Annotated in this window: 25 protein-coding genes; 8 read left to right on the top strand and 17 right to left on the bottom strand. The window is 39.4% G+C overall.

Features of this window, described 5'->3' with window-relative positions:
- Position 1: 1 nt before the first annotated feature.
- The gene (rsmF, locus tag H5161_RS06265; RefSeq protein ID WP_182768934.1) at positions 2–1,453 is read left to right on the top strand and encodes a 16S rRNA (cytosine(1407)-C(5))-methyltransferase RsmF; all 1,452 of its coding nucleotides are present in this window, start codon (positions 2–4) and stop codon (positions 1,451–1,453) included.
- Positions 1,454–1,762: 309 nt separating this feature from the next.
- Here rsmF and H5161_RS06260 read toward each other — a convergent pair whose 3' ends face one another.
- From H5161_RS06260 to yceD, 14 genes are all read right to left on the bottom strand, one after another.
- On the bottom strand, positions 1,763–3,622 hold the full coding sequence (locus H5161_RS06260; protein ID WP_182768933.1) for an alkaline phosphatase D family protein: 1,860 nt from the start codon (positions 3,620–3,622) through the stop codon (positions 1,763–1,765).
- Positions 3,623–3,626: 4 nt separating this feature from the next.
- Positions 3,627–4,406 carry a TatD family hydrolase gene (locus H5161_RS06255; protein ID WP_024594691.1) on the bottom strand — a complete coding sequence of 260 codons (780 nt, stop codon included), beginning with the start codon at positions 4,404–4,406 and terminating at the stop codon, positions 3,627–3,629.
- A 115-nt stretch (positions 4,407–4,521) separates the two neighbouring features.
- On the bottom strand, positions 4,522–4,848 hold the full coding sequence (locus H5161_RS06250) for a PilZ domain-containing protein (RefSeq protein ID WP_182768932.1): 327 nt from the start codon (positions 4,846–4,848) through the stop codon (positions 4,522–4,524).
- An 11-nt stretch (positions 4,849–4,859) separates the two neighbouring features.
- Positions 4,860–5,774, bottom strand: a complete 915-nt coding sequence (locus tag H5161_RS06245) for a DNA polymerase III subunit delta' (protein WP_182768931.1) — start codon at positions 5,772–5,774, stop codon at positions 4,860–4,862.
- Between the two features lies 1 nt (position 5,775).
- Positions 5,776–6,402, bottom strand: coding sequence for a dTMP kinase (tmk, locus tag H5161_RS06240; protein WP_007585737.1), 627 nt, complete (start codon positions 6,400–6,402; stop codon positions 5,776–5,778).
- Between the two features lie 6 nt (positions 6,403–6,408).
- A complete protein-coding gene (gene mltG, locus H5161_RS06235) occupies positions 6,409–7,395 on the bottom strand; it encodes an endolytic transglycosylase MltG (protein WP_182768930.1) in 987 nt (328 codons plus the stop codon).
- On the bottom strand, positions 7,389–8,204 hold the full coding sequence (gene pabC / locus H5161_RS06230) for an aminodeoxychorismate lyase (RefSeq protein WP_182672284.1): 816 nt from the start codon (positions 8,202–8,204) through the stop codon (positions 7,389–7,391). The genes mltG and pabC overlap by 7 nt, the downstream gene beginning before the upstream one ends.
- Before the next feature lie 59 nt (positions 8,205–8,263).
- Positions 8,264–9,502, bottom strand: a complete 1,239-nt coding sequence (gene fabF / locus H5161_RS06225; protein WP_182768929.1) for a beta-ketoacyl-ACP synthase II — start codon at positions 9,500–9,502, stop codon at positions 8,264–8,266.
- 216 nt (positions 9,503–9,718) lie between these two features.
- Complete coding sequence (gene acpP, locus H5161_RS06220; protein ID WP_002962377.1) at positions 9,719–9,955, bottom strand: acyl carrier protein; 237 nt, start codon at positions 9,953–9,955, stop codon at positions 9,719–9,721.
- Between the two features lie 250 nt (positions 9,956–10,205).
- Entirely contained in the window at positions 10,206–10,952 is a 747-nt protein-coding gene (fabG, locus tag H5161_RS06215) for a 3-oxoacyl-ACP reductase FabG (RefSeq protein WP_002962378.1), read from the bottom strand.
- A gap of 11 nt (positions 10,953–10,963) precedes the next feature.
- The gene (gene fabD, locus H5161_RS06210; protein WP_039490050.1) at positions 10,964–11,890 is read right to left on the bottom strand and encodes an ACP S-malonyltransferase; all 927 of its coding nucleotides are present in this window, start codon (positions 11,888–11,890) and stop codon (positions 10,964–10,966) included.
- 52 nt (positions 11,891–11,942) lie between these two features.
- Positions 11,943–12,983 carry a phosphate acyltransferase PlsX gene (plsX, locus tag H5161_RS06205; protein ID WP_024603493.1) on the bottom strand — a complete coding sequence of 347 codons (1,041 nt, stop codon included), beginning with the start codon at positions 12,981–12,983 and terminating at the stop codon, positions 11,943–11,945.
- Positions 12,984–12,995: 12 nt separating this feature from the next.
- Complete coding sequence (rpmF, locus tag H5161_RS06200) at positions 12,996–13,166, bottom strand: 50S ribosomal protein L32 (protein WP_002962381.1); 171 nt, start codon at positions 13,164–13,166, stop codon at positions 12,996–12,998.
- Between the two features lie 9 nt (positions 13,167–13,175).
- The gene (gene yceD / locus H5161_RS06195; protein ID WP_007375269.1) at positions 13,176–13,700 is read right to left on the bottom strand and encodes a 23S rRNA accumulation protein YceD; all 525 of its coding nucleotides are present in this window, start codon (positions 13,698–13,700) and stop codon (positions 13,176–13,178) included.
- A gap of 131 nt (positions 13,701–13,831) precedes the next feature.
- Here yceD and H5161_RS06190 point away from each other — a divergent pair, with 131 nt between their 5' ends.
- Positions 13,832–14,431, top strand: coding sequence for a nucleoside triphosphate pyrophosphatase (locus H5161_RS06190; protein ID WP_182768928.1), 600 nt, complete (start codon positions 13,832–13,834; stop codon positions 14,429–14,431).
- 9 nt (positions 14,432–14,440) lie between these two features.
- Here the strand turns inward: H5161_RS06190 and H5161_RS06185 are convergent, their stop codons facing one another.
- On the bottom strand, positions 14,441–15,103 hold the full coding sequence (locus H5161_RS06185) for an HAD-IA family hydrolase (RefSeq protein ID WP_182711387.1): 663 nt from the start codon (positions 15,101–15,103) through the stop codon (positions 14,441–14,443).
- On the bottom strand, positions 15,100–16,059 hold the full coding sequence (rluC, locus tag H5161_RS06180) for a 23S rRNA pseudouridine(955/2504/2580) synthase RluC (protein ID WP_024596136.1): 960 nt from the start codon (positions 16,057–16,059) through the stop codon (positions 15,100–15,102). Before rluC ends, H5161_RS06185 begins: the two co-directional genes overlap by 4 nt.
- Positions 16,060–16,831: 772 nt before the next feature.
- On the opposite strand from rluC, the gene rne reads away from it, so the two are divergent.
- Positions 16,832–19,945 (top strand): ribonuclease E, encoded by a 3,114-nt coding sequence (rne, locus tag H5161_RS06175; protein ID WP_182768927.1) that lies wholly within the window; start codon positions 16,832–16,834, stop codon positions 19,943–19,945.
- Between the two features lie 788 nt (positions 19,946–20,733).
- Here the strand turns inward: rne and yejK are convergent.
- Positions 20,734–21,750: a nucleoid-associated protein YejK gene (gene yejK / locus H5161_RS06170; RefSeq protein WP_002961473.1), complete on the bottom strand. Its 1,017-nt coding sequence runs from the start codon at positions 21,748–21,750 to the stop codon at positions 20,734–20,736.
- Positions 21,751–21,812: 62 nt separating this feature from the next.
- On the opposite strand from yejK, the gene H5161_RS06165 reads away from it, so the two are divergent.
- The 5 genes from H5161_RS06165 (at position 21,813) to H5161_RS06145 (ending at position 26,873) form a co-directional block, all read left to right on the top strand.
- Positions 21,813–22,025: a DUF1414 domain-containing protein gene (locus H5161_RS06165; protein WP_002961475.1), complete on the top strand. Its 213-nt coding sequence runs from the start codon at positions 21,813–21,815 to the stop codon at positions 22,023–22,025.
- A 5-nt stretch (positions 22,026–22,030) separates the two neighbouring features.
- A complete protein-coding gene (locus tag H5161_RS06160; protein WP_182738151.1) occupies positions 22,031–23,527 on the top strand; it encodes a DUF3413 domain-containing protein in 1,497 nt (498 codons plus the stop codon).
- A gap of 86 nt (positions 23,528–23,613) precedes the next feature.
- Positions 23,614–24,093: a DUF4124 domain-containing protein gene (locus H5161_RS06155; protein WP_024596961.1), complete on the top strand. Its 480-nt coding sequence runs from the start codon at positions 23,614–23,616 to the stop codon at positions 24,091–24,093.
- A 103-nt stretch (positions 24,094–24,196) separates the two neighbouring features.
- Positions 24,197–25,915 carry a bifunctional isocitrate dehydrogenase kinase/phosphatase gene (aceK, locus tag H5161_RS06150; RefSeq protein ID WP_182768926.1) on the top strand — a complete coding sequence of 573 codons (1,719 nt, stop codon included), beginning with the start codon at positions 24,197–24,199 and terminating at the stop codon, positions 25,913–25,915.
- Between the two features lie 19 nt (positions 25,916–25,934).
- Entirely contained in the window at positions 25,935–26,873 is a 939-nt protein-coding gene (locus H5161_RS06145; protein WP_002961484.1) for a LysR family transcriptional regulator, read from the top strand.
- Positions 26,874–26,998 lie beyond the last annotated feature (125 nt).

The following is a 26,998-nucleotide window of genomic DNA, read 5'->3' as shown; positions in this document are numbered from 1 at the left end:
CGTGAACGCCAACACTTTTATTCCTGAGCACTTTATTGACGACGTAAAAACCTATTTACCAGCGCATCTAAACTTAGATGACTTTTTAAATGCGTGTCGCAGGCCCCTCAGAAAATCTATCCGCGTTAATACATTAAAAATTAGCATTGAAGAATTTGTAGAACGTGCCACTGAAAAAAATTGGCTGCTAACCCCAATCCCTTGGTGCAGTGAAGGCTTTTGGTTAGAACGCCCCGAAGATGAAGAACAAAACCTAGCCCTAGGTAATACCGACTTACACCTAAGCGGTGCTATGTACGTACAAGAGGCAAGCTCAATGCTGCCCCCTATGGCATTAAAGCAAAGTATTGAACTCGCAGACTCTCAAAATAATTTCGTGCTTGATATGGCATCAGCACCGGGCTCTAAAACATCGCAGCTTGCAGCACTTATGAATAACCAAGGCGTGCTTGTTGCAAACGAGCTTTCGTCATCGCGCCTAAAAGTACTAAGCGCAACGCTCAAACGCATGGGAGTAGGCAACTGTGCGCTCTCGCATTTTGATGGCGTTATATTTGGCAACTACATGTTTGAATGCTTTGATAGCATATTACTAGACGCGCCATGCTCTGGCGAAGGCACGGTACGTAAAGACGCCGACGCACTAAAAAATTGGTCCATAGAATCAAACATACAAATAGCCCAGGTACAAAAAGACTTAATTAAAAGCGCATTTTACGCATTAAAGCCAGGTGGCACATTAGTGTATTCAACCTGCACACTTACTCCACTCGAAAACCAGCAAGTGTGCGATTATTTACTCAGTGAATTTGGCGACTATATAACGCCTGAGTCACTAAGTGATTTATTTGAAGGTGCAAGTAAAGCAACAACAAGTGAAGGCTATTTGCATGTTTGGCCGCAAACATTCGATAGCGAAGGCTTTTTTATTGCTAAATTTAAAAAGCACGCAAGCCGTAATAATCCAAATCAAACAGTTAAAAAAGGTGTATTCCCGTTTAACGAGTTTGATAAAAAACAAAGTGCCGCGTTTATGCAATCGCTTAAAAAGCACTTTGGGTTAACTAACCTACCTGGCAGCTTAATGCAGCGCGATAAAGAGCTGTGGTTATTTCCTGAAGGATTTGAAGCCATACAAAATAAGATTAAGTACGCACGTTTAGGTATTCAAATTGGCATTATTCATAAAAATGGCGTGAGACTAACGCACGAGTATGCAACCGTATTTGGCAATGAGTGTAAAACTAATATTTACGCGTTAAATAACGAGCAAGCAAATGATTATTTTCAAGGTAAAGATATACGCTTAACTGAAGTAACTCAAACAATTGGTGAAGTAGTTTTAACGCTGTGTAGTTGCCCTATTGGGCTGGGGAAATGGCAAAAAAATAAGATCAAAAATTCTCTACCACGAGATCTAGTGCAGAATACACAATTAATAAGCTGGATTTAAACTAAAGTACAAATTACGCATAATTAATCTAACCCTTTGTTATCAATTGTAACCGGGGAAGCGAAATTAGTTATGCTTTATTGAGTAGCTTTACTACACTTTACAGTACTTTCTTCTTCTCCCTAATGAACCAAGAAAGTGTTTTAGTTAACGCTAGGCTCAATTTAGAGTCACTTTGTAGCCCAGAGGTTTTTTATAAGCCTCTGGGCGTTTTTATTTGTAGGTTCTTATCTAAACAGTACTACGTTTTACTTTTTTCAAACGCTTTACCAAGGGTCCTTATCTACAATTAACTTGTAGATGAGCAACTTACTGTTTCTCTAAATCAAACTCAGTTAAATGCCCTTCACCGTGTATAAGTTGATATCGGGCTAAATTCCCCTGCTCTAGTGTTATTAAACTAATAGCTGAGTCGCTTACTAAGTATTTTTGCCCTTCACCAATGGTTTGGTGCTTATCTACTTCCATATGCCAGCGTTTGGTAAAAAAGTTTAATGGGCTTTTTGGGCCGTATAGAATTGAATCTAGTTTATCGAGTATGTTTATTAATTTACGCGGGAACTCATTTTTAATACCGCTGGCGGTAAGTTGCCAAATTCGATTGGGGTGATCGCCAAAACGTTTTTGCACCGAAAAGCAAAATGAGTAATGCACGTCACCCGATAAAATCAGGGTTTCGTTTGGGGTGTCGGTGCGTCTAAAAGTATCGAGTAGCTTTTTTGCCGAGCCTTCGTGCGCCATCCAGTTTTCTACGTCAACCATGAGCGGTTGGCCACATATGTTAAACATGGCTTGAATGGCTTCTATTGATTTAACACCAAACACGGGGGCTGGCGATACAATAATAACTTGGTCGTGGCTTAATAGGCTTTCCTCAAGCTCTGTTAGGCGTTCCCAATCAAGTAGACCTGAAGGCTCGTTAAAGTTTTGCTCATTTCGCCAGCGGTGCGTGCGCGTATCAAGCACCACTACTTTTGGGGTTGTAGTTAACTCATAATGCCAAAAACTAAAATCGTTTAGTGGTTTATCAAATGCTTTAAACTGCCATAAATTATTAGCAGTACGGCTTTGCTTAAAAGGTGTTAGTAACTCACCTGTTTTATTTAGTGCATCGTTCCCCATTCCCTGAAAAAGCCAATAACTAATTAAGCCGTTATTAATGATTCGTTTACTACTTGGGTTTTCATTTATAGCTTGCTCCCACCCAGCAGTAAGATTCCAATCATCGGTTACATCGTGATCATCAAACATCATTAATGTCGATACATTGGCAAACAACCGCTCTACTTCACTTAAGCCTTTTGCATAATCAATCAGTGCTGTTTTTTCAGCGTTAAAAATAGTTTTGTTTTGCTCGCTTTGACCTAAATACGTTGTGTTTTGTATATCAAAGCATTGCCAAGCAGCAGCACTAAAATTTAATAAATAAAGTGCTATATATTCTTCAAAGTGGATAAGGTGATTGTAAGCTTTTACACTTGAAAAGTGAGGTTCGTCTTTTTTTAGCCAGTAACCAACACCTAACTTTGAGCGTTTTTGCCAAGGTGTTTTTGGTAAAAACAAATGGCGATTATAAAGTTGCTCATTTATATCGCCCGGTAGCTCAATGGCAAGTGGTTGCTCTTTATAAATACCTAACGCTTTAATTAACTGATAAATAGCTAATAACATGGGGCCTGCTACATCATCGGCGTAAACCTGGTCACCACTCAGTAATAGCAATTGTGCGCCTTGAGTATTATTATCGCGCTGAGTATTTTGCCAGTGACTTGCAGACACTAAGCTGTCTTTTGCTGGATGATGTGCATTACGGCACGAGCCATGCAAAATATCACTGAGTTTATCGGGGATTACAAATGCAGGCGTTGTTTGACTGCTATAGCACCACGGCGATAAATCGATTGCTGCATCGTCAATTACAAGCTCATAGCTTAATAAGCTATCTACAGGGAGTTTGTTGTCTATTGGCTTTATAATAACGAAATGCAGGTATAAATGTTCGCCCAAAGAAACAGTGTGTTGATCGCTATAACACTCAACATTTAATAAGTTTATTTGGCAGCTTGCAGGCTTGGAGGTAGCAAACTGAATACAGACTCCAGTTTGCTCTGCACGGCGCACCATTGGCCCCATTAGTAAAATAGGAAGGTTTGCCGTGTGAGTAATCATGTATTTAGCCTTTAGCTGCTAATTTAAATAGAGAATAAAAGTTTTCGGTAGTCGCTTTAGCAAGTTCATTAAAGCTAATGCCTTTAAGTTCGCTAATGTAATAAGCTACATCTTCTACGTATGCTGGCTGGTTTGTTTGCCCACGATACGGTACCGGTGCTAAATAAGGCGAGTCGGTTTCTATTAATAATCTATCTAGCGGTATTTGCTTTACTACTTCTTTTAGCTCAATAGCATTTTTAAAGGTAACAATGCCCGAAATAGATATATAAAAGCCCATGTCTATGGCTTTTTTAGCCATATCCCAGTCTTCAGTAAAGCAATGTAGTACACCACCGCAGTTTTCGGCCTTGTGCTCACGCATTAAATTAATGGTATCGCTGCGGGCATCACGAGTATGAATAATTAACGGTTTTTGTAATTCGTTAGCCACTTCAATATGTCCAACAAAGCTTGCTTGCTGCACTGCGTGAGTATCTTTTGAATAGTAGTAATCAAGACCCGTTTCACCAATAGCAACGACTTTGTCGTGTGAGGCTAAGTCGATTAGTTGCTGTTTATTAAGGGCGTCTTTTTGATCAAGTGGATGTACACCGCATGAGGCTGATACATCGTCGTAATGCTTAATTTTATCAAGCATGCTTGGAAACTGATCAAGCGTTACGCTTACACATAAAAAGTGCTCTATTTGCTTTGCACGCGCTTTATCAAGAACTTGGTCAAGGTTTAAGTCTAGTTTATCAAAATCAAGACGGTCTAAATGGCAATGAGAATCTACAATCACTATAAGGCCTGTATTATGTTCAGGGTTTAAATTTGTTCGTTTAATTTATTATGTTAGTAATTAAAAGAACCCAATATAGGGCGGCGTTAATCTCAATGAAAAACCGACCCTATAACTACATGGTATATGTTTGATCGCCTGAGTTTAACATAGTCCCAAGCAGCTTTTCGATTTTAGCGTTTAGGTTTGTTTTATCGTCTAAAAAGCTAATACCAATACCTGGAGGATTAGAGCTTTGTGCTCCTTGTGGCGTGATCCACGACACTTTACCTGTCACTACGTCATCTTCTAAGGCATCGGGCAAAGTAACTCTAAGCGCTAATGAATACCCTGCTTCGTAACGCATATTAGTGCGTACAAATAAGCCACCTTTTTTTAAGTAAGGCATATAACAACGGTATAACTCGTCTAAATCGTCTATGTCTACTAGTAGTTCTTGCATGATTAATCCTTTTAAGAATTTCGCAATGTGTATGCTAATCGTGATACAGCAAGCGGTAAATTAAGGCCAAGTACTTGTGTGTTATTTTGTAAAAACTCGCCTAATGCATTTTGCGCACTTTGATAAGCGTCAAAACTCATGCCTTGCAGTAATTGCTGCTTTAGTTGCACGCTTAAAAACAAAGTAAATATACGAACAAGTTCAGGCTGTTTATTTATTATATCGACTAACGCTTTAAAATTATGACTTTGTTTAAACTCAGTTGCAAACTTATACAGTGTATCAATATTTTTTAGCTGGTCTTGCTGTTGCCAATGCTTTACTTGCAGCGGTTGGTTATAAAAAAGTGCTAACCAACTATAGTTAGGAATATCTAATGTCTCTAGCCATTGCTGAGCAAGTGCTGTATTAGTTATTTTTACGTCACTTTTAGCGCATCGACTTAAAATAGTTGCAGGGAGCTGCTGTGGTTGGCTTGTGGTTAATATTAAAAAGCGGCTATTAGTTGGCTCTTCAAGTGTTTTTAATAATGCGTTAGCTGCTGCTGTGGTCATTTTTTCGCAATTTTCGATTATCGCGACTTTATTGCCATTTTGCGCTGCAGAGTGATTCATAAAATCACTAATACCACGAATATCATCTACACCAATACTTTGCCCATCAACTTGCGTTAAACGCTTGTCGGGGTGAGTGCCAGCCAGGTTAAGTAAACAGCTTTTACACTGTCCGCAAGGTTTTAGCATACTGTTTTGCGCAGCTATCTGCTTAGCTATATTTTGGCATAACAAAGCATTCCCAAGCTCATCACTTAACTCAAACTTACCTACGCCAACTGGCCCACAAAATAATTGCGCATGATGAAAACGCTCTGCGCGATAACTTTTCGCTAAACGTGCTTGAGTATCATGTAGCCAAGGCAATGGCATATTATTTTAGGCCTTCAAAAAATGAATGCAGTACATTGGTAATATCGCGATGTACTTTATCAATACTTTGGTTTGCATCGACCGTTTTAATGGTGTTGTCGTCGTTAGCAAGTTCAACATAACGCATACGTGTACGCTGAAAAAACTCAATGGCTTCTTGTTCAATTCGGTCTAGCTCGCCACGTCCTTTTGCACGTTCAAGGCCTATCACTGGGTCAATATCAAGGTAAATAGTTAAATCAGGCTTTAAGCCCTTTAATACCATTGAAGAAAGCGAAGCTAATGTATTTGAGCTAATACCACGCCCACCACCTTGATACGCCTGTGACGATAAATCATGACGATCGGCAAGAACCCATTGGCCTTTATCAAGCGCTGGAGTAATAACATTGTGCATTAGCTGCGAGCGTGCTGCGTACATAATAAGCAACTCGGTTTCAAAGGCGATTTCTTCTTCATGCTCTGCTTTTACAAGCGTACGAAGCGATTCAGCCAGTGGCGTGCCGCCAGGTTCGCGGACATTAATAAAGTCTATTTTTTGTTTGTTTAAAAAGTCTTGGCATAACGAAATAGCGGTTGATTTACCCGCGCCTTCTAGCCCTTCTATTACTATAAATTTTGATTTCATAAAAACTTAATTCTTTTTATTTAATATATACGTTTTAACTGCCGCGTTATGCTGCTTTAACGTGGTTGAAAATTGGTGGCTACCATCGCCTTTTGATACAAAGTAAACGTATTCACTTTGCGGCGGATTAACTGCAGCTAAAATAGCGGCTTTAGATGGCATAGCAATCGGTGTTGGCGGTAAGCCATTAATACGATACGTATTGTAAGGCGTATAATCGCGCAAATCTTTGTATTTAATATCGCCATCAAAGTCAGCGCCTAGCCCGTATATTACGGTAGGATCGGTTTGTAGGCGCATATTAGTGTTTAATCGGTTAACAAACGCTGATGCAATTAACGGACGCTCGCTGGCAAGGCCTGTTTCTTTTTCAATAATTGAAGCCATTATTAGTGCTTCGTATGCTGTTTTATAGGGTAAATTAGCAGCGCGCTGCTGCCAAGCATCATCTAATGTTTGCTGCATTTTTTGTGCTGCACGTTTTAATACACTGCTTGCAGTATCGTTATTATGATAATGGTAAGTGTCGGGGAATAACCAGCCTTCTAAGTGCGTGTCATTACCCAGTATTTGAGTACTTAGTTCGTCAGTTTTTAAATCGTTTTGTAAATTATCAGCTTTTTTAATAGCACTTAGTACTTCACGTAAGTTTTGACCTTCAATTATGGTAAAACTAAAACTAATTTGCTGACCTTGGTTAATTTTTTTTACGTTGTTAATAACGCTATCGGCTGTTAGCTCGTAAAGCCCCGCTTTTAAGTCGGTAAGTGTGGGATCTAATTTGGCAATTACCTGATAACGCCAACAACTTTCTACCCAGTTTTTAGCTTGCCATTGTTGGCATAACTTATTAAAGCCAGTGCCATGCTTAACTTCAAATTGTGTGTTTTGTGCTACCTTTAACGAGCTATTTATTGTTGCTTGTAATTGCTGGTAACCAACAGCAGTGGTTATAACAGCTAAAAAAAGTACCGATAAAATAACTTTTAACACTCAGCCTCCTTGGCTAATAATTTAGTTAGTAATGCGTGGCTGTCGTCTGTATTAAATACCTGTTGCTCAATACGTTTTACAGGTACTGCTCCCATTAAGCTATTACACACAAATACGGCGTCTGCTTGGGTTAAGTCTTCTACTTTCACGCGTTTAAATTCAACAGGCAATTTATCACATAACGATTGCAGATAAACGCCCTTTATTCCGCACTCATCAAGCAATGGCGTAAACACACGCTTATTTTCAATCGCAAAAATATTAGCTGCAGAAGCTTCAATTACATTGTTATTGTAATCAAGCACTAACACATCGTCGCAGTTTTGCGTTTGCATTGCTTTTTTAACTAGTACTTGCTCTAGCCGGTTTAGTGTTTTAAGACCCGCTAAATAAGGCTGTGCTGCTAATTTAATTGGGCTTATTTCGAGATTTACACCCTTTTTAACAAGCGCTTCGTAATTACTAGGGTAATCTAATATGCTCAATAAAATAGTAATATTACACTCACTTGGCAGCCCATAACCACGTCCGCCTTCGCCTCGCGTTACAAGTATTTTAAGCACGTTGAGTGGTGCAGCTTTTATATGCAAAGCAATTTGGTTTTCAAGGCGATTAAAATCTAGCTCAGGAAAACCCAAACGCTGTCCGCATTCAATCAAACGCGCTTTATGATGAGCCCAATACTGTACTTGCCCATTAACAACTTTAGCCGTTGTAAAAAAGCCGTCACCGTAATTTAAGCCTCTGTCACGCGTGCTTAAAGTGCTGTTTTGATCTACTGCTATTATTGTTTGCATTTTATTTGGCATATAAAAAAAGCCCAGTTAAACAACTGAGCTCTTATAATTTGATTCGTTGTTAAAAAAGATTATACCTTTTTAAATAGCAACGAGCCATTAGTACCACCAAAACCGAACGAGTTACACAGTGCAAAGTCTAACTTTGCATCACGTGCAGTGTGAGCAATATAATCTAAGTCACACCCTTCGTCTGGGTTATCAAGGTTGATAGTTGGCGACACTTTTTGATCTGTCAGTGATAAAATCGAAATAATCGATTCAACCGAGCCTGCAGCACCTAACAAGTGACCCATCATCGATTTAGACGAGCCTACCATTACATCTTTAGCTGCATTACCAAAAATAGACTTAACAGCGGCAGTTTCTGCTTTATCGCCTGCATTTGTAGATGTACCGTGTGCGTTAATGTAACCAATTTGCTCAGCGTTTACTTGCGCATCATTTAGTGCGTTTTGCATTGCAAGGGCAGCACCCGATCCATCTTCTGGTGGTGACGTCATGTGATACGCATCGCCGCTCATACCAAAGCCAACAAGCTCAGCATAAATTTTAGCGCCACGTGCTTTTGCATGTTCGTACTCTTCAACTACAACAACACCTGCACCGTCAGAAAGCACAAAGCCATCGCGGTCTTTATCCCAAGGGCGAGAAGCAGCTTGTGGGTCGTCATTGCGGGTTGAAAGTGCACGTGCAGCATTAAAGCCACCCATACCAATTGGGGTACACGCTTTTTCTGCACCGCCAGCAACCATTGCATCTGCATCACCGTAGGCAATCATGCGCGCTGCATGGCCAATATTATGCAAACCAGTAGTACAGGCAGTTACAATTGAAATATTTGGACCACGAAGTCCATGCATCATTGATAAATGACCTGAGATCATATTAATAATGGTAGACGGCACATAAAATGGCGATAACTTGCGCGGACCACTATTTAATAACTTAATGTGGTTTTCTTCGATAAGCGTTAAGCCACCAATACCAGAGCCCACAGCTACACCTATACGTGTTGCGTTTTGCTCAGTAATTTCAAGGCCTGAATCTTTAAAGGCTTGAACACCCGCTGCAATGCCGTACTGAATAAACAAGTCCATTTTTTTAGTATCTTTCGCTGACATGTATGCAGTTGCATCAAAGTCATTTATTAAACCAGCGAATTTAGTACCAAATTTTGATGTATCAAAGTGGGTTATTGTTTGAATGCCACTTTTGCCATCTAATAAGCCTTGCCAGGTTGATTGAACATCATTACCTAGCGGCGTCAACATTCCTAAGCCAGTTACGACGACTCGACGTTTAGCCACGGTTTGCCTCCAATAAGGGATATTTTACAAGGGGATGATCATACCCAAGCTACCTCAAAGTGCTAGTCCCAAAATAGATTAAAAACGCATAACACAATCAAAATTAATTTTTAGCTAAAATTGAGCATTGAGGCTTAAGTTTTGAATCACGAACTTTGAGGTGGTTTGGATATAAAAAATTAAAGGCAGCGGATGCTGCCTTTAACGTGCGATTAATTACTCAGCGTGTGCTGTTACGTAATCGATAGCAGTTTGTACTGTAGTGATCTTCTCAGCTTCTTCATCTGGGATCTCAGTATCAAACTCTTCTTCAAGAGCCATTACTAGTTCAACAGTATCAAGAGAATCTGCACCTAGGTCATCTACGAAAGAAGATTCATTTTTAACTTCTTCTTCTTTAACACCTAGTTGTTCAATGATAATTTTCTTTACGCGTTCTTGGATATCGCTCATTCTTCTTTCCTTTATTAAAAACGCCGATGCGTTATTTTCAGATTGCCGCGTAGTTTACGCGGCATAATTCTCTGATTCAATGATTTGACCATAAATAATTGTCTGGTCAAACCTCTGAGTGTGTGTTTTGTCTTTTATCGCTTATTTTCGCAGCGATTTCAAGTATGTTTAAAGCAAGTTCACAAATAATTCAATGTTTTTGAGGTAACTTACTTAACTTTATTAGGTAACAATGTGGGTACAATGGTTATTAAACCATGTACATCGCGCCATTTACATGCAAAGTTTCACCTGATACGTACGCAGCCGCGTCAGATGCTAAATAACATACCGCAGCTGCAATTTCGTCTGGTTGACCTAAACGCCCTGCTGGAACATTTGCAAGTGTTGCTGCTTTTTGCTCATCAGTTAAATCATCAGTCATATCAGTTTGAATAAAACCAGGTGCTACTACGTTTACTGTAATACCACGTGATGCCACTTCGCGTGCAAGTGACTTAGAAAAACCAATTACGCCTGCTTTAGCCGCTGCATAATTTGCTTGCCCTGCATTACCCATAGTGCCCACTACTGAGCCAATATTGATAATACGACCTTTCTTTTTCTTCATCATTGGACGAAGTACCGCTTTAGATAAACGGAAAATCGAGCTTAAGTTAGTGTCGATTATATCGTCCCACTCAGTCTCTTTCATACGCATTAATAGGTTATCACGTGTGATACCTGCGTTATTAACAAGTACGTCAATATCGCCAAAATCAGCTTTTATTGCGGCAAGTGTCGCTTCAATAGATGCAGGATCCGTTACGTTTAATGCATAACCTTTACCATTGTCACCTAAGTACTCGCTGATTTTAGCAGCGCCTGACTCACTTGTTGCAGTGCCTGCAACTTTTGCACCTTGCGCAACTAATGTTGTTGCAATTGCTTTACCAATACCACGGCTAGCGCCAGTAATTAGGACAATTTTGCCCTCTAAAGAAAATAAATTAGACATTTTATATACTCTTATTTAGCTGCAGCGATTGAAGCGGCATCGTTTACTGAGCCACAAACCATTGCTTTATCAATTCGTTTCGCAAGCCCTGTTAATACTTTACCAGGACCAAATTCGTAGCTTTGCGTTACATCTTGTGCAACCAAGGCTTGTACTGTTTCTGTCCAGCGAACTGGGCTGTATAGTTGACGTACTAGTGCATCTTTAATTGCATCAGCGGTCGATTCAGCTTTTACATCAACATTATTAATTACATCACACTTAGGTGTATTAAATGTTAAAGCGGCCAAGTCTACCGCTAGCTTATCAGCTGCTGGCTTCATTAGTTCACAATGTGAAGGTACGCTAACCGAAAGTGGTAATGCGCGTTTAGCACCAGCATCTTTACATGCTTGTGATGCTCTATCTACTGCCGCTTTATGCCCTGCAATAACAACTTGACCAGGAGAATTGTAGTTAACTGGAGATACAACCTCACCTTGCGCTGAGGCAGCACATGCCGCTTTTATTTCTTCATCGCCTAAGCCAATAATCGCAGCCATTGAACCTACGCCTGCAGGTACAGCTTCTTGCATGTATAAACCACGGTTTTCAACAAGCTTTACGGCTTCGCTCAAGCTTAGTACGTCGCTACATACTAGTGCTGAATATTCACCTAAGCTGTGCCCCGCCATAACAACGTCTGCATCTGGGTTTGCTGCAAGCCAATCACGGTAAATAGCAACACTTGCAGTTAATAATGCAGGTTGTGTACGATGAGTTTGATTTAATTTTTCTTCTGGGCCATTAAGAACTAGCTCTGCTAAGTCGTAACCCAGTGCATCTGATGCTTCTGCAAATGTTGCTTTAACAATGTCAGAACTCTCTAGTAGCTCTTGTAACATACCAACGCTTTGCGAGCCTTGACCTGGGAATAGAAGTGCAATTTTTTGTGCCATACTTTGCTCTTTTTAATTAAACAAATAAATAATGAAATACACGGCACATCAATTATTGATTAACCGCCGTGTCTTTAGAATGTGTTTTTTCGAAAATAGCGGCTATTTTATCAGGAAGTTGACGTTCAACCTCTTTTACCGCTTCATCAATTGCTGCTTGAAATGCTTTAGCTGACGCATTTCCATGACTTTTAACGACAATACCGCGCAATCCTACCAGAGAAGCACCGTTATACTGGTCGGGGTTCACCCTTTTATAGAGTTTTTTTATTATTGGACGCAATATAAACGCCATACATTTATATAAAAGGTGCTTTTCGAGCGCAGCTGTAAACTTATTCATAATAAGCTTGGCAATGCCTTCGCATGTTTTAAGCGCCACGTTACCCACAAACCCTTCGCATACAATAACATCAGCCTTGCCAGAAAAAATATCACTTCCTTCGCTATAACCAATGTAATTAATATGTGAGCTTTGCTGCATTAATTGTGCAGCCTGTTTAATATCATCGTGGCCTTTAATGTCCTCAGCGCCAATATTTAATAAGCTAACGCGAGGGTTATCGCAGCCAAGTGCTTGACCAGCAACTACAGAGCCCATAATGCCAAACTGATAGAGCATTTGCGCATCGCAATGCACATTAGCACCTAAGTCGAGTAAATATACTGGGTTTTGGCTTTCTGTAGGAACAGATGAAATAAGTGCAGCACGTTTAACACCAGGCAGCATTTTTAATACGTAGTGAGCCATAAAAAATAAAGCGCCGGTATTACCTGAGCTAACACACGCTTGAGCTTCGCCCGACTTAACTAAATCAAGGGCAACACGCATAGATGAATCTTTTTTTGAACGTACAGCAATTGCAGGTTCGCAGGCGTTAGTAACTATTTCACTACAATGACGAATTATGAGTCTTGGATGAGATAAAGAATCGAGGGATTCGAGTTCTTTAGATATAACGTCTTCATTGCCACATAAAATGAGACTTAAATTGGCATGAGCGTTTACCGCATGAACGGCAGCAGGAATAGATGAACGGGGGCCGTAATCGCCCCCCATCATATCTAACGCTATGGTTAGATCTTTCAGCATATAAGTAATCTCTTATTTAGAAATTACTTGAACGCCTTTGTAGTAACCATCTGCAGTCACATGGTGACGACGATGAGTCTCACCAGATGTTTGATCTACAGTTAAAGTTGGACCACTGATCGCATCGTGTGAACGGCGCATGCCGCGTCTTGCACGAGACTTTTTGCTTTTTTGTACAGCCATAGTCTTCTCCTAAGAATCTTTCTTAAGTTGTTTCAAAATATCAAATGGATTAGGTTTATCATCTTCCGCCTTTAATACACCAAAGCTGGCAGGCTTTGCTGAATAACTGCATGAAGCTTCGTTGTGGGTAGCCACTAATGGAATTGCTAAAATTAGTTCGTCTTCAATTAAATCAAAAACGTTAACTTCACCATTTTCATCAAGTGCTACTTCGTCGTAGTCTTCAGGAAAAATATCTAACTCTGTATCTTCACCTACTGGTGAATATGCAAAGTCTTGAACCAAATCCAACCCTAAATCACCATTACAACGTTGACAAATGACAGTAACATGTGTGGACAAATTGCCTCTAATCACAGCGAAACCTTGATCATCGTTTTTGCAATGTATTTTTACCGCTATTTCACCTACTTCTTCCTGCACAACTTTCTCTAAACGAGTAAGTTTTTCAAGCGGTACAATTCCGTCATACTTTAAACGGTGCTGCGCTGCTTTGCCTGGATGAAGAGTGATGGGAATTTTCACCTTTTGCATAGGGGCTGCATCATATAGATAGTTAGTTTGTTAGTCAAAGTAAAAAACCATTTTTACTTGGTTTTTAACGTGTTTTACTCTCGGATCTGATTTATCCTAACTCAATCTGAATTATCGTAGGAAAACAGTCCATGAAGCTTCCACTCATTTTAGCGTCAAGCTCGCCTTTTAGGCAGTCTTTATTACAAAAATTTAATTTACCCTTTGATACGTTTTCACCCGACGTTGACGAATCAGCACTTGAATGCGAAACACCTACTGAACTGGTTAAGCGTTTAAGTGAGTTAAAAGCCTCAGCAGCTAATAAACATTTTAAAAAAGGGTTAGCAATTGGATCAGACCAAGTCGCTGTGTTTAACAATCAAATTTTAGGTAAACCGCACAATAAACAAAATGCTCTAAAACAACTAAATTTATTTAGCGGTAATACTGTAACATTTTTAACTGGGCTTTGTGTTTACGATATTGTAACTGGAACAAAAAAAACCTGTGTAGAACCTTTTAATGTGACGTTTAAAACCCTAAGTGATGCACAAATTAGTGCTTATTGCGACGTAGAGCAGCCTTATAACTGTGCTGGCAGCTTTAAAAGTGAAGGGTTGGGTATCTGTTTATTTGAAAAACTAAGCGGAGACGATCCTAATAGCTTAATTGGATTACCATTAATTAAACTCAGCCAATTACTGGCTGAGTTTGGTATTGATGTGCTTACCGCTCAAAATAAGCTCTAGTTAAATAAATTAGCCAAGCAAAACCTGTTGCAATTGCAGATAATTATCTACCGTTGCAACAGGGCTAAGCTTATTTAGCTGCTGTGCGTTATGTACACCCATTGTTACGCCAATTCTATCCATGCCTGCAGCTTTTGCCATTGTCATGTCTATTTGAGTGTCACCAATCATTACAGCGTCTTGGGCGCTTATGCCAAGTTCTTCAAGTAATTGATACAGCATATTTGGAGAGGGCTTAGACAGTGCGTCGTCGCTTGTACGTGTTGCACTAAAAAAATGTCTAAGTTGGCTTTGATCAAGCAAACGCTCTAATCCATCTCGACCTTTACCTGTTGCAACCGCTAAAACAATGCCCTGCTCTTTTAAGGCACCTAAAACGCTGACAACATTATCAAATACAGGAGTTGGCGTGGTATCAACACTATATTGGTGTTTATACCCCTTAATTAGCGCTTGATGCTGCGCGACATTATCGGGAAATAAAACATCAATTGCTTTTTCAAGCGACATACCAATGATATTTTTAATTGCCAAATCACTTGGCGCCACTAAATTAAGTGACTCAGCACTACTACGAATACAGTTAACTATTTTAGTGACTGAATCCATAACGGTGCCATCCCAATCAAAAATGACGAGCTTATATTTTTTAATCGGCGTCACTGCAATCACTGTTTTGCGTCTCGTAATTTTAGTAATGTATTTTTAAGCGTTTTATCAAGGGGCGCTTCAATACGCATCGTTGTTTCGTTTTTAGGATGATAAAAACTTAAATCGTGTGCATGTAAGAATAAACGGTTTAACCCAACTTTACGCATAGATTCATCAAACCCCTGGTCACCGTATTTATCATCGCACGCGATAGGATGACCTTTACATTGCGTATGTACACGAATTTGGTGCGTACGACCTGTAACAGGTGATGCTTGTACAAGTGAGCAATCGTTAAAACGTTCAAGTACTTTAAAACGCGTATGCGAAGGCTTGCCCTCAGTGTTATCTACACGTACTACGCGTTCACCCGATTTAAGTGTATTTTTACGCAGCCCTTCAGTAACGTTTTTAGTTTTAGAGTCCCACTGCCCTTCTACAAGTGCCCAGTAATTTTTTTCCATGGTTTTTTCACGAAGTTGTTCATGCAATGCTGTTAACACCGAACGGCGCTTTGCAATAAGCAAACAGCCCGAAGTATCACGGTCAAGCCTATGAACTAGCTCAAGATTGCGCTCTTCTGGGCGAAGCGCGCGCAGCGCTTCAATTAAACCATAACTTAAACCACTGCCACCATGAACAGCCATACCTGAAGGTTTATTTATGACGATAAGGTATTTATCTTCAAATAAAATATCGTTTTCTAGGCGAGTTACTTTGTCTAACTTTGATGGTACAAACTCTTCACGCTCAGCAACTCTGATAGGTGCAATACGCAGTACATCGTCAAGCTGTAGTTTATATACAGGCTTAATACGCTTTTTATTAACGCGTACCTCACCTTTGCGCAAAAGTTTATAAATAGCGCTTTTAGGCACCCCTTTCAAATGGGTAATAAGAAAGTTATCAATACGCTGACCTAAATGGTCTTCATTGATCGTGACATAAGTTACTTGTAAGTCGTTTTTTTCTGACATTGCCTAATCACTAATTTAAGTAAAATAATTTAGTTGCTAACACTGTAATAATAGTGGGATAATCAGCAGCGCAAATATTTAGTATTTGCAAATAACAACGGTGCTTTTTAACACATTAAAACATTCGTGATGCACATTCTGGGTAGCCGATCATACAGATCCGAGTTAAGTTTTCCAAAGCTTTTATGCCTCCTCAGTTAACACGTGCGATCAATTAACGGCAATGCGCGTAATATATTGCTGGTTAAGTTTGAACATGAAGCGATTTTTAATGTGCTAGAGAAAGCAATGAACAGATAATTTGTCTGATAGTGACGACGTAAAAAACGTCGTTCAGCACTAGCTCAATTATTGTAGTACCGTACAGCAGCTTATTTAGAATTAAAAAAATCTAATAAATAAGCGTTCATTAACATCGGCAGCGATTTTTGCTCTTAAAACGGATATTAGCGATACATCAGTATGTATTGCTCACCAACTTAATGAGCCCTACGCGCCTAATATGAATGATATTTAGTAAGATTAATATGACAGGCCGACTTCTGGGTAAAACTTGTAAACGTAGCTGAAAAGCCGACAGTTTTAGCACCATTAAGAATTTAATAGCGGTAATAATCGCTATTGTTTGCCAGCATTTAAAATACTGCATACGAGATACAGAGCCGTTCCGTTAAAGACCCAGTCGTGAGGCTGCACATTCTAAAAATAGGGACAACTGAACAGGCGAGAAAAACATCGTCATGTCAGCGACATAAATAAGTAGAGTAACAATATGAAACGTATGCTAATCAATGCAACGCAGCAAGAAGAAATGCGCGTAGCACTGGTTGATGGCCAGCGCCTTTATGATTTAGATATCGAAAGCCCAGGTCACGAACAGAAAAAAGCCAATATTTATAAAGGCAAAATCACTCGCATTGAACCATCTCTTGAAGCAGCATTTGTTGATTACGGTGCCGACCGCCATGGTTTCCTTCCTTTAAAAGAAATTGCACGTACTTACTTCCCTGCAGGTTACACTTTTCATGGTCGCCCTAACATTCGCGACGTAATAAAAGAAGGTCAAGAAGTAATAGTACAAGTTGATAAAGAAGAACGCGGCCAAAAAGGCGCAGCGTTAACTACTTTTATCAGTGTTGCTGGTAGCTATTTAGTTCTTATGCCTAATAACCCTCGTGCTGGCGGTATTTCTCGTCGTATTGAAGGTGATGAGCGAACTGAACTTAAAGAAGCATTAGGTCGTTTAGAACTACCTAAAGGTATGGGCTTAATCGTTCGTACAGCGGGTGTTGGTAAATCATTTGAAGAACTTAACTACGATTTAAAAGCACTATTAGTACATTGGGATGCAATTAAACAAGCAGCCGATAGTGCTAAAGCACCGTTTTTGATTCACCAAGAAAGCAACGTGATTTTCCGCGCAATACGCGATTATTTACGTCGTGACATTGGCGAAATTTTAATTGATAAACCACGTGTTTTTGAAGAAGCTAAAGCGCACATTGAGCGTTTTCGTCCTGACTTTATGAGCCGTGTTAAGCTTTATCAAGGTGACACTCCTTTATTTACACATTACCAAATTGAAAGCCAAATTGAGTCTGCATTCCAGCGTGAAGTACGTCTTCCTTCTGGTGGTTCAATTGTAATTGACCCTACTGAAGCACTTACATCTATTGATATCAACTCGTCTAAGGCAACTAAAGGCGGCGATATTGAAGAGACAGCACTTAATACAAACTTAGAAGCGGCCGATGAAATTGCACGTCAATTACGTCTTCGTGACCTAGGTGGTTTAATTGTAATCGACTTTATTGATATGACTCCTCCACGCCATCAACGTGAAGTAGAGAATCGTTTAAAAGATGCAGCGCGCCCAGACCGTGCTCGCGTTCAAATTGGTAAAATCTCACGCTTTGGTTTGCTTGAAATGTCGCGCCAGCGTTTGCGTCCTTCATTAGGTGAAGCAAGCCAAGGCCCATGTCCACGTTGTAGTGGCCAAGGTACTATTCGTTCAAACGAATCAATAGCACTTTCAATTCTTCGCTTAATTGAAGAAGAAGCAATTAAAGACAATACAGCACAAGTAAATGCACAAGTGCCTGTTGCTGTTGCTGCTTATTTATTAAATGAGCAACGTCGTAGTGTTCATCGCATTGAAAAACATCATAAATGTGACGTAGTGATCATTCCAAATCAACATATGGAAACACCACATTATGAAGTTATGCGCTTACGTAAAGACGAAACACTTGAAACTGTAAGTTACGGACAAGTTGTTGCACCAGAGCCTGAAGTATTCGAGATGTCAAAATCTCCAAGTACGCCAGTCCGTGAAGAGCCGATGCTAAAAGGCGTGGTAATGCCTTCTACTCCTGCTCCACAAGCAGCGCCAGCTAAAGCCGTAGAGCCTGCTGCGGTAGCACAAACTAAAACTGAAGGTGGCTTACTAGCTGCTATTGGTAATTGGTTTAAGTCGTTATTTGCAAGTGAATCTGAAGAAGAGAAAAAAGAAGCTGTAGAAAAAGAGCAGCAAGAAACGCGCAATAATGCGCGTCGTGGTAACGATAATCGTCGTCGTAATAACAATCAACGTCGTCGTAATAATAACCCACGCACTAACAAGCCGCGCAATGAGCGTCCAGCCGCTGAAGAGGAAGCTAAAACTGACTCAGCAGCAAGCACCGAGACTCAAGAGAGAAGCGAGAACCGCAACAAGCGCCGTCGTAACCCTAACTCTCGTAAGCGCCCAGAGCATAAAAACCAAGAAAAAGATCAAGTTAAAACTGAAGCCCCTGCAAAGGCGGAAGTAGAAACTGATTCTAAGCCAGCACAAGCTGCAGAGCCTAAAGAACAGAAGCCTAAAGTTCGCCGTCAACGTCGTAACATACGTAAAAAAGTACGTCTGCAAGATGAAAAAGCTGAGCAAGCTAACTCAACAGAGCAAGCACCTGAGCAAACGGCTGTAATTGAAACTTCACAAGTTCAAGAGCAAGCTCCTGCTGTAGAAAAGCAAAAGCAAGCTCCGGCAGAAAAAACAGCTCACATTAAAGAAGAGAAAGTTGATGTTGTTGATTCTAACGATGAAACAGCAACTACTGAAGACGAACAAGAGCAAACACGTACACGTTCACGTCGTTCTCCTCGTCATCTTCGTGCATCTGGTCAACGTCGTCGTCGCCCTGAAGGTGAAGCAGAAGTTAAATCTGATGAAGCCCCTGCATTTATTCCAGTTGCTGATCAAGCTGCTGCAGAATACGAAGCAGAACTTAAAGCGAAATCAGAAGAAACACCGGTAGATGCGTCGCAACAAGTTGAACAAGCCGTTGCGGTTGAAGACTTAGCAAAAGTTGAAGCTGTAGAAGAGCCAGTAAAAGCTAAAGAACCGGCTAAAGCTGAAACGCCAGTAGCCACTGAAGAGCCAGTTAAAGTTGAAACACCAGTAGCAACTGAAGAGCCTGCTAAAGTTGAAACACCAGTAGCAACTGAAGAGCCTGCTAAAGTTGAAACGCCAGTAGCAACTGAAGAGCCAGCTAAAGTTGAAACGCCAGTAGCAACTGAAGAGCCTGCTAAAGTTGAAACGCCAGTAGCAACTGAAAAGTCTGCTAAAGCTGAAACATCAGTAGTAACTGAAGAGCCTGCTAAAGTTGAAGCAAAAGTGAAAACTGAAAAATCAGCACCGCATGTTAAAACAGCGGTTACTCAAGGGTCAGCAAGTGCGCCAATGGCACAACCTACTCCTGTAGCTGATAGCGAAGTGAAACATACGTCTGTAGCAATGGCTCACGATAAACGTGAACTAGTTCCAGACAGTGGTTTACGTGCAGGTTCAATCAAACCTGCTGGTCGTGCAAGCTCTGCAATGACTAAAACAATGAGTGTTGATTAATAACTAACATTCATTAAAAAGCCCCGCTATTTAATAAATAGCGGGGCTTTTTTGTTTATATGATTTGAATAATTATTAAAGTTTCTTCACGCCCACAATAAGCGATTTATTCACAAAGAGGTTAAGAGATGCTGCGCTTTTAGAGGTAGTAATAAGTCTAAGCCTTGCTAACTTTAAAAAGCCCCGCTAGTAAACCATCGCTTGTGTTTTCTCATTTACTCCTCTTTCACTTCTCTATGTGAAATAAATCTTTAAGTGGTTTTATTAGCAAAGAAATTAAATAAACAGAAGCGGTGCTTCTCGCGTAAGCAAGCTTCACGACTTCAGCCGAAATTTAACACCGTGAATAAAATTAACCTGTAGACGCACAACTTGTTGGCGTGACGGGCACAAAGCCCGTAAAAAGTAATTTTTTCACAAAGAGGTAAAGAGACGCTGCGCTTTTAGAGGTAGTAAAAAGGCTAAGTCTTGTTAATAAAGCACGACTTGTGTTTTCTCATTTACTTCTCTTTCTCTTCTCTTTGTGAAATAAATCTTTAAGTGGTTTTATTAGCAAAGAAATTAAATAAACAGAAGCGTTGCTTCTCGCGTAAGCAAGCTTCACTACTACAGCCGAAATTTAACACCGTGAATAAGATTAGCTTGTGTTTCTCATTTACTCCTCTTTCACTTCTCTATGTGAAATAAATCTTTAAGGTTTTTTTTCCGATGCAACGAATTTATATACCGATACAAAAAAGCGCGATATAGATACCGCGCTCTTAAATCAGATTTTTAACTTGTGAAATTTACTCGCTTTCACTTTCCATAAAACGTTGTAACTGATCTTTTAAGTTTGGCGGAATACCTTTAATTACAAGTGTATCCGTTGCCTCGTTGTAAGTTACGCGCTCACCTAAGTGTTTACGTTCAAAGCTTACACTCACACCACCACCAAGACCTGAGAACTTAACCATGCTGGTTACGGTTTTCTTATCAACAGGGAAAGTTTCTTCTAAGTCATAGCTTTGTTCTTTACAAAAACTATCAAACGGGCTGTCATCGCCTTTTGTAAGCGTTGCAGATAGCTCGCTTACGCTGGCATCTTCACCAGTTGTCACACAGTCATTACAGTAGTCAAAAACTTGTTTACGTAAATCGTCTTTTTCTGATTTATCAAATTGTTGCTCAGATAAATAATCCTCTACTGCGCTAAGCATTACTTGGCTTTGCTGTTTTGAATCAATACCCTCTTCACAACCTAAAAAGTCTAAGAAAAAGTCAGCAACTTTACGTCCAGCTCGCCCTTTGATAAATGAAATATAACGGTTGTCGTCAGCTTGTGTATCCCATGCTGTTAAATCGATACGAGCAGCAAGTTGCATGCGTGATATGTCTAAATGACGAGAAGCGGCTAAATCAAGCTCTGAGGTCATAGAATAATGCTCTTTGATGTTAATCATCGCAATTAGCATGTAATCAGTTGCAACGTACTGGTAATGACAAAATACTAAATAGCCTGTTTCACTAAATGCATATTTATCAAGTTCTTCTTTTAAAACCGTTGAGGCTTGCTCGGTCATATGCCAAAAGCCTAACTCATCATTACGGTAACTTTGCATTGCAGATGCTACAACACTGTTTTTGTCACCACTGAAAGCACAATAACCTTTACCAGGTTTACCATTGTATGCATGATGTAATTGTTCGATAAAAACGGCTACTTTATCGTTAATTACCATCTCATCATTTCGAAGGTGAATTTGCGTATCGTCGTCTTTTTTGTCTACATAGTGAACGACTAATTTTTTAACGTCTGTTGTCATCTTTGTTTTTCACGCCTCTAGTGTTAAAATACGAGAATATAACTATTTTATTGAACCAACTAATGCCAATCTTATCAAAATACTCTAATGAAGAAGTAGAACAAATCGTCGATCAGCTTATTGATGTGCTAACTAAACACAATGCGCCGGTTGATTTAAGTCTTATGTGTTTAGGAAATTCTATCACGCATATCTTAAAAGAGCATGTACCAACAGGGAAAAGACAAGCTGTAACCGAGAACTTTGCAAAAGCGCTCGCGCAGTCGGTTAAATAAAATTTATGAATTTATCGCAGCACAATCAATTTTCATCAAAAGCGAGTCAGCTGCTAAGTTGGGGGCATTGGTTTACCTTTGCCAATATCGGCTTAGCCCTACTTATTAGCTTAAGCTATTTATTTGCAGACTCGCCACCTACAAGCTTTTTAGGCATTACCTATATGCTAGTTACTTGGCTAAGCCACACTAGTTTTATAGCCTTTTTAGCGTTTGTGCTGACGGTATTTCCGCTTAGTTTAATATTCCCCTACCCACGACACATTCGTGGCATGGCCGCTGTAATAGCCACTGTAGGCGCATCATTGCTTACTCTTGATGCTTATGTGTATGTTAATTTAGGTTATCACCTAAGTATATCTGCCTTACCTGAGATCATTTCATTGTTGTGGCATCGTTTAACAAGCTCTCCTGCTTTAACAACCATTTTAGCCAGTGGTATTGTTGTTGTTATTTTAGGCTTTCAGCTACTTGTTAGTAATTACACATGGCACCACCTTGAGCGTTTAAAGCAATATAAATTTGCACGTTACGCAATTTCTTTTTTAATCGTGTGTTTTTCGCTTAGCCACAGTATTCATATTTGGGCTGACGCCAATTTAAACTTTGACGTAACAAAACAAGATAATGTTTTGCCACTTTCATACCCTACTACTGCTAAAAGCTTGTTAGCTAAAAATGATCTGCTAGATATAGAAAGCTACGAGCAAGCACACAACGTAAAAATTAATAACCAAAATATTAGTTATCAAATGCCAAGCCAGCTTGAAAAATGCGAGGACTACACACAAGCCAATGTAGATATATTTGTATTTGAAACTCAACAACAACTCGAAAAGTTTGTTGCCGAGAATAAAAACATGCACAAAACAGAGCAGTTTTTACAGCCAACAAATCATGACGATACGTTATTTAGCTTAGTGTATGGTTTACCCGCTTTTTATAAAGCAGCAATTTTAACCGAGCAGACACTCCCAGTTTGGCAAAGTCAGCGCCGTAGCATTGAAGTAACTGGCATTGAAGAACTAAGCTTTATTAATGATCAAGCACATAGCTCTAGTGCTATTCGAGTAATTAAAGCGAGTGATACCCCTACTGTTCGAGATGATGAAACACAGGTTTTTGCTTTTAGTCTTGCCAATAACAAGCAAGAAGTAGTAACCACCTCAACTTTATACAGCTCTGACAAACGTATTTCTAAGGTAGATGGGCTAATTCAACCTAGCGATTTAATTGCAACAAGCGTTGGGCAATATTTAAATTGCAAAGCTATTGCCAAGCAAACAATGCTAGGCGTTAATCTATACAAGAAAAAAGACGATATGGGCGTGAACTACTCTCAGGGTGTTGTTATAGCCTATAAAAAAGATAGGATTACCTTAATAGATTCAGATGGTAACTTTAAAAACATTTCCGCCGCTGAAGGTTTTTCTATTGAACAAGGTTTAGATATACCATTTTTAGTACAGAGTATTAAAAAGCTCAAAACCTTTACCCAATAACAGTTATCCTAACCTAGCTTGATATACCACCAAGCTAGGTTATAGTTTTATATTGTTGTTAGATATAAAAACCAAGGATGACATGTATGTTTAAAACTTCTCGTTATATTCTCCATTCTAGCTTTTTACTTATCAGTTTTTTTAGCTTTAGCGATACCACTTACTACAAATGTGTAACAGAAAAAGGCACTGTCTTTTCTCAACTCCCCTGTGACGACGAAGCAACGACTTATAAAGTTAACACAACGGGTAATCAGTATTCTGGTCCTAAGGTTGACTACACTAAACAACTAAACGAACTTGAGCGTGAAAGGCTTCTATCTGGCTTACAGGCAGAGCTTCGCAGTAATAACCATAAACTAACAATACTTGATCGTAATAAAGAGCGTGCTGAATACAAACAACAAGAGCGGTTAAATCATATCTTAGCCATTGATGATAAAAAGCGTATTACTAAAGACATTACTAAAAAACTAAAAATAATTAATAAAACATATAAGAAAAACGTATCGGCTGTGACTAAACAAATTAAAATTCTCGAAAAAAAGATAGCTCAATTCCAATAAGTTACTCTTAGTTAGTAAGTAACATTTATCTTGGTTTTAAACTTAAAATAACATACCCTTAACACAATAGAGTATAAACTCTAGGGACTTTTAAGGAGTGCAAATGCAACCTCGCCATATTGCTGAATTAATTTTAACGGGTTTTAAAAGGCACTATCAGTTATTTCAAAAAACAACAGCCAAAGCCCCTCTTGCCTTCGCAAAAAAAGATTGGCAAGCAATTAATGATATCAGCCGTTTGCGTATCAGCTATTATGATGATCGTGTTAACGAAACCACGCAAGCGCTAAAAAAAGAAACCCCAACCGAACAACTCGATGAAAGCCTATGGCTTGAAGTTAAAAAGGTATATCAGCATTTTTTATGTTTTCATCCCCAAGCAGAGCTCGCAGAAACTTTTTATAACTCTGTATTTTGCCGGCTGTACCATAGGCGCTATTTTCATAATGACTTTATATTTGTAGAAGCAACCTTAAAAGATGCTCCTTCAGTGCCTGTAGAGGCAGAATATAGAACATACTTTCCTGTAGTTGATGGCCTAAAACCAACAATAAAACGCATTATTAGTCATTTTGATTTTAAGGCCCCATTTGTAAATTTAGAGCGTGATATCCGCCTCCTTGTTAAAGCTTTTTATAAACAAGCCCCCGATACACATCACCAACCTTGGCAAATGCGCTTTGATATCTTACACACGCCTTTTTATCGTAATAAAGCAGCCTATATTGTTGGTCGTGTTGTTTCAAAAAGTGGGGTTCAGCCCTTTATAATCGCTGTATTACACGATGAAGATAACGGATTATATTTAGATGCACTTTTAACTAAGTCATCTCAAATGCGTGTTATTTTTGGCTTTGCCCGCGCCTACTTTATGGTAGAGACTCACGCACCTTCAGCACTTGTTCGGTTTTTAAATCAACTTATGCCAAACAAAACACTTGCTGAGCTCTATAACGCAGTGGGTTTTCATAAGCAGGGTAAAACTGAGTTTTACCGAGAGTTTTTAAATCATTTATCTCACTCTAGTGATGAGTTTACAATTGCACCGGGGACTCCCGGTATGGTGATGATGGTATTTACCCTCCCCTCATTTGGCTATGTTTTTAAAGTAATAAAAGACAAATTTGGTGAGAGTAAACCCTTTGGCCGTGATACCGTATTAAAGCGTTATCAACTGGTAAAAAATCATGATCGTGTTGGCAGAATGGCCGATACCATAGAGTATTCTAACGTCGTATTTCCTTTAGCGCGTTTTGATAGTAATTTACTTGCGCAATTACATAAAACAATTGGCTCATCAATGGTAATTGAGGGCGATTGGTTGATCATCAAGCATTTGTATATTGAACGGCGCATGACACCTCTTAACTTGTTTTTAGAAAATGCTGATGAAGAAAGTGTCGCCGACGCAATTGAAGAATATGGGCAAGCCCTAAAAGAAATGATTGCAGTTAATATATTCCCTGGTGATATGCTCTTAAAAAACTTTGGTGTAAGTAAGCACAAACGTATTATTTTTTACGATTACGATGAAGTTCAATATCTAACCGATATGAACTTTAGAACATTACCAAAAGCAAAGAGCTATGACGACTATTTAATGGATGAACAAAGTTACTCTGTTGCACCACAGGACGTATTTCCTGAGCAACTTTGTACATTTGTAATGCCAAACCCTATGTATAAAAAGTTTTTACTCAGCACTCATCCTGAGCTTATAGATGTTAGCTTTTGGAAGCAGGCACAACAAAATATAAAAAATGGTCAGGTAAGTCATATTTACCCATACCCGACAGCACAGCGCTTTATTCACCACTGGTAAGCGCTAAAGGACACACACAATGAATATAAGTAAAATAGATTTAAATTTACTCGTTTACCTCGATACATTGCTTCGAGAATGCAACGTAACACGCGCTGCTAATCAATTGAGTATAACGCAACCTGCAATGAGTAATGGCCTTAAACGTCTTCGTAACTTATTTAACGACCCTATTTTAGTTCGTACCAGCGATGGTATGGTGCCTACCGAGCGTGCTTTGGAGTTACAACCCGTTATTCGTGGCATATTAATGACCCTTGAAGAAACTCTAGCTCCTAATCGAGAATTTGAGGCAAGCCAAAGTAAGCGTGTGTTTAGAATAATGGCCAGTGATTACGCTGCAAGTACATTAGCACCAAAGCTTTTAAGTAAATTGCACGAAGAAGCCCCCGATACTACTTTAGATATACTCACACCAAGTGATGTCACCTTTCATGATGTAGAAAACGGTAAAGTAGATATGGCAATCAACCGTTTTGAAAACTTACCGCAGTCTTTTCATCATAAACGTATTTGGAAAGATAGTTTTTGCTGCTTAGTAAAAGCCGATAATCCTATAATTGAAAACTTTAGCCTCGACAGCTATTTAAAAGCGCGCCATATATGGGTGAGTAAAACAGGTTTTGGTGTAGGTGTAGGCATGGACCCTAAAGATGTTCAAAAACTTGGCTGGGTTGACGAAGCACTTGCTCACTTTGGTAAGCATCGTAATATTGCCACTTTTACGCGTAACTACCATGTAGCTATTCATTTAGCTAAAGAGAAAAATTTGATTGCGACCCTTCCTTCAAAAGCCGCAAATATATATTTGGATGATCCGGGGCTTAAAATTTTAGAGCCACCATTTCCAATTCCTCCTTTTGAGCTTGATATGATTTGGAGCCCACTGTTACATCGCGATGCGAGTCACATTTGGTTACGTCAAAAAGTAGCTGAAGTAGCTGAAGAGCTAAAATAACTTTATTACACAATATAATGTAAAAATTGCTAGGTTAATTTTTTGCCTGTTAACTTAGCACCCTACTGAGATTAAATTAAACCAATAAAATCAAATAACTACATAACCATTGAAACGTGGAACAT

This window comes from Pseudoalteromonas sp. SG43-5, assembly GCF_014164345.1.
Lineage (GTDB): Bacteria > Pseudomonadota > Gammaproteobacteria > Enterobacterales > Alteromonadaceae > Pseudoalteromonas > Pseudoalteromonas distincta.
The sequence above is the reverse complement of the archived record's forward strand: the minus strand, read 5'-3'. Positions and strand labels throughout refer to the sequence as shown.

Bases quoted from the DNA above. Each gene is read 5' to 3' on its own strand.
- plsX (WP_024603493.1), bottom strand. From the start codon at position 12,983: ATGCTGAAAGATCTAACCATAGCGTTAGATATGATGGGGGGCGATTAC.
- H5161_RS06165 (WP_002961475.1), top strand. From the start codon at position 21,813: ATGCCAATCTTATCAAAATACTCTAATGAAGAAGTAGAACAAATCGTC.
- H5161_RS06260 (WP_182768933.1), bottom strand. From the start codon at position 3,622: ATGATTACTCACACGGCAAACCTTCCTATTTTACTAATGGGGCCAATG.
- H5161_RS06145 (WP_002961484.1), top strand. From the start codon at position 25,935: ATGAATATAAGTAAAATAGATTTAAATTTACTCGTTTACCTCGATACA.
- yceD (WP_007375269.1), bottom strand. From the start codon at position 13,700: ATGCAAAAGGTGAAAATTCCCATCACTCTTCATCCAGGCAAAGCAGCG.
- rne (WP_182768927.1), top strand. From the start codon at position 16,832: ATGAAACGTATGCTAATCAATGCAACGCAGCAAGAAGAAATGCGCGTA.
- pabC (WP_182672284.1), bottom strand. From the start codon at position 8,204: ATGCCAAATAAAATGCAAACAATAATAGCAGTAGATCAAAACAGCACT.
- rluC (WP_024596136.1), bottom strand. From the start codon at position 16,059: ATGTCAGAAAAAAACGACTTACAAGTAACTTATGTCACGATCAATGAA.
- H5161_RS06250 (WP_182768932.1), bottom strand. From the start codon at position 4,848: ATGCAAGAACTACTAGTAGACATAGACGATTTAGACGAGTTATACCGT.
- H5161_RS06190 (WP_182768928.1), top strand. From the start codon at position 13,832: ATGAAGCTTCCACTCATTTTAGCGTCAAGCTCGCCTTTTAGGCAGTCT.
- acpP (WP_002962377.1), bottom strand. From the start codon at position 9,955: ATGAGCGATATCCAAGAACGCGTAAAGAAAATTATCATTGAACAACTA.
- H5161_RS06155 (WP_024596961.1), top strand. From the start codon at position 23,614: ATGTTTAAAACTTCTCGTTATATTCTCCATTCTAGCTTTTTACTTATC.
- H5161_RS06245 (WP_182768931.1), bottom strand. From the start codon at position 5,774: ATGCCATTGCCTTGGCTACATGATACTCAAGCACGTTTAGCGAAAAGT.
- fabD (WP_039490050.1), bottom strand. From the start codon at position 11,890: ATGGCACAAAAAATTGCACTTCTATTCCCAGGTCAAGGCTCGCAAAGC.
- H5161_RS06160 (WP_182738151.1), top strand. From the start codon at position 22,031: ATGAATTTATCGCAGCACAATCAATTTTCATCAAAAGCGAGTCAGCTG.
- rpmF (WP_002962381.1), bottom strand. From the start codon at position 13,166: ATGGCTGTACAAAAAAGCAAAAAGTCTCGTGCAAGACGCGGCATGCGC.
- aceK (WP_182768926.1), top strand. From the start codon at position 24,197: ATGCAACCTCGCCATATTGCTGAATTAATTTTAACGGGTTTTAAAAGG.
- tmk (WP_007585737.1), bottom strand. From the start codon at position 6,402: ATGAAATCAAAATTTATAGTAATAGAAGGGCTAGAAGGCGCGGGTAAA.
- fabG (WP_002962378.1), bottom strand. From the start codon at position 10,952: ATGTCTAATTTATTTTCTTTAGAGGGCAAAATTGTCCTAATTACTGGC.
- yejK (WP_002961473.1), bottom strand. From the start codon at position 21,750: ATGACAACAGACGTTAAAAAATTAGTCGTTCACTATGTAGACAAAAAA.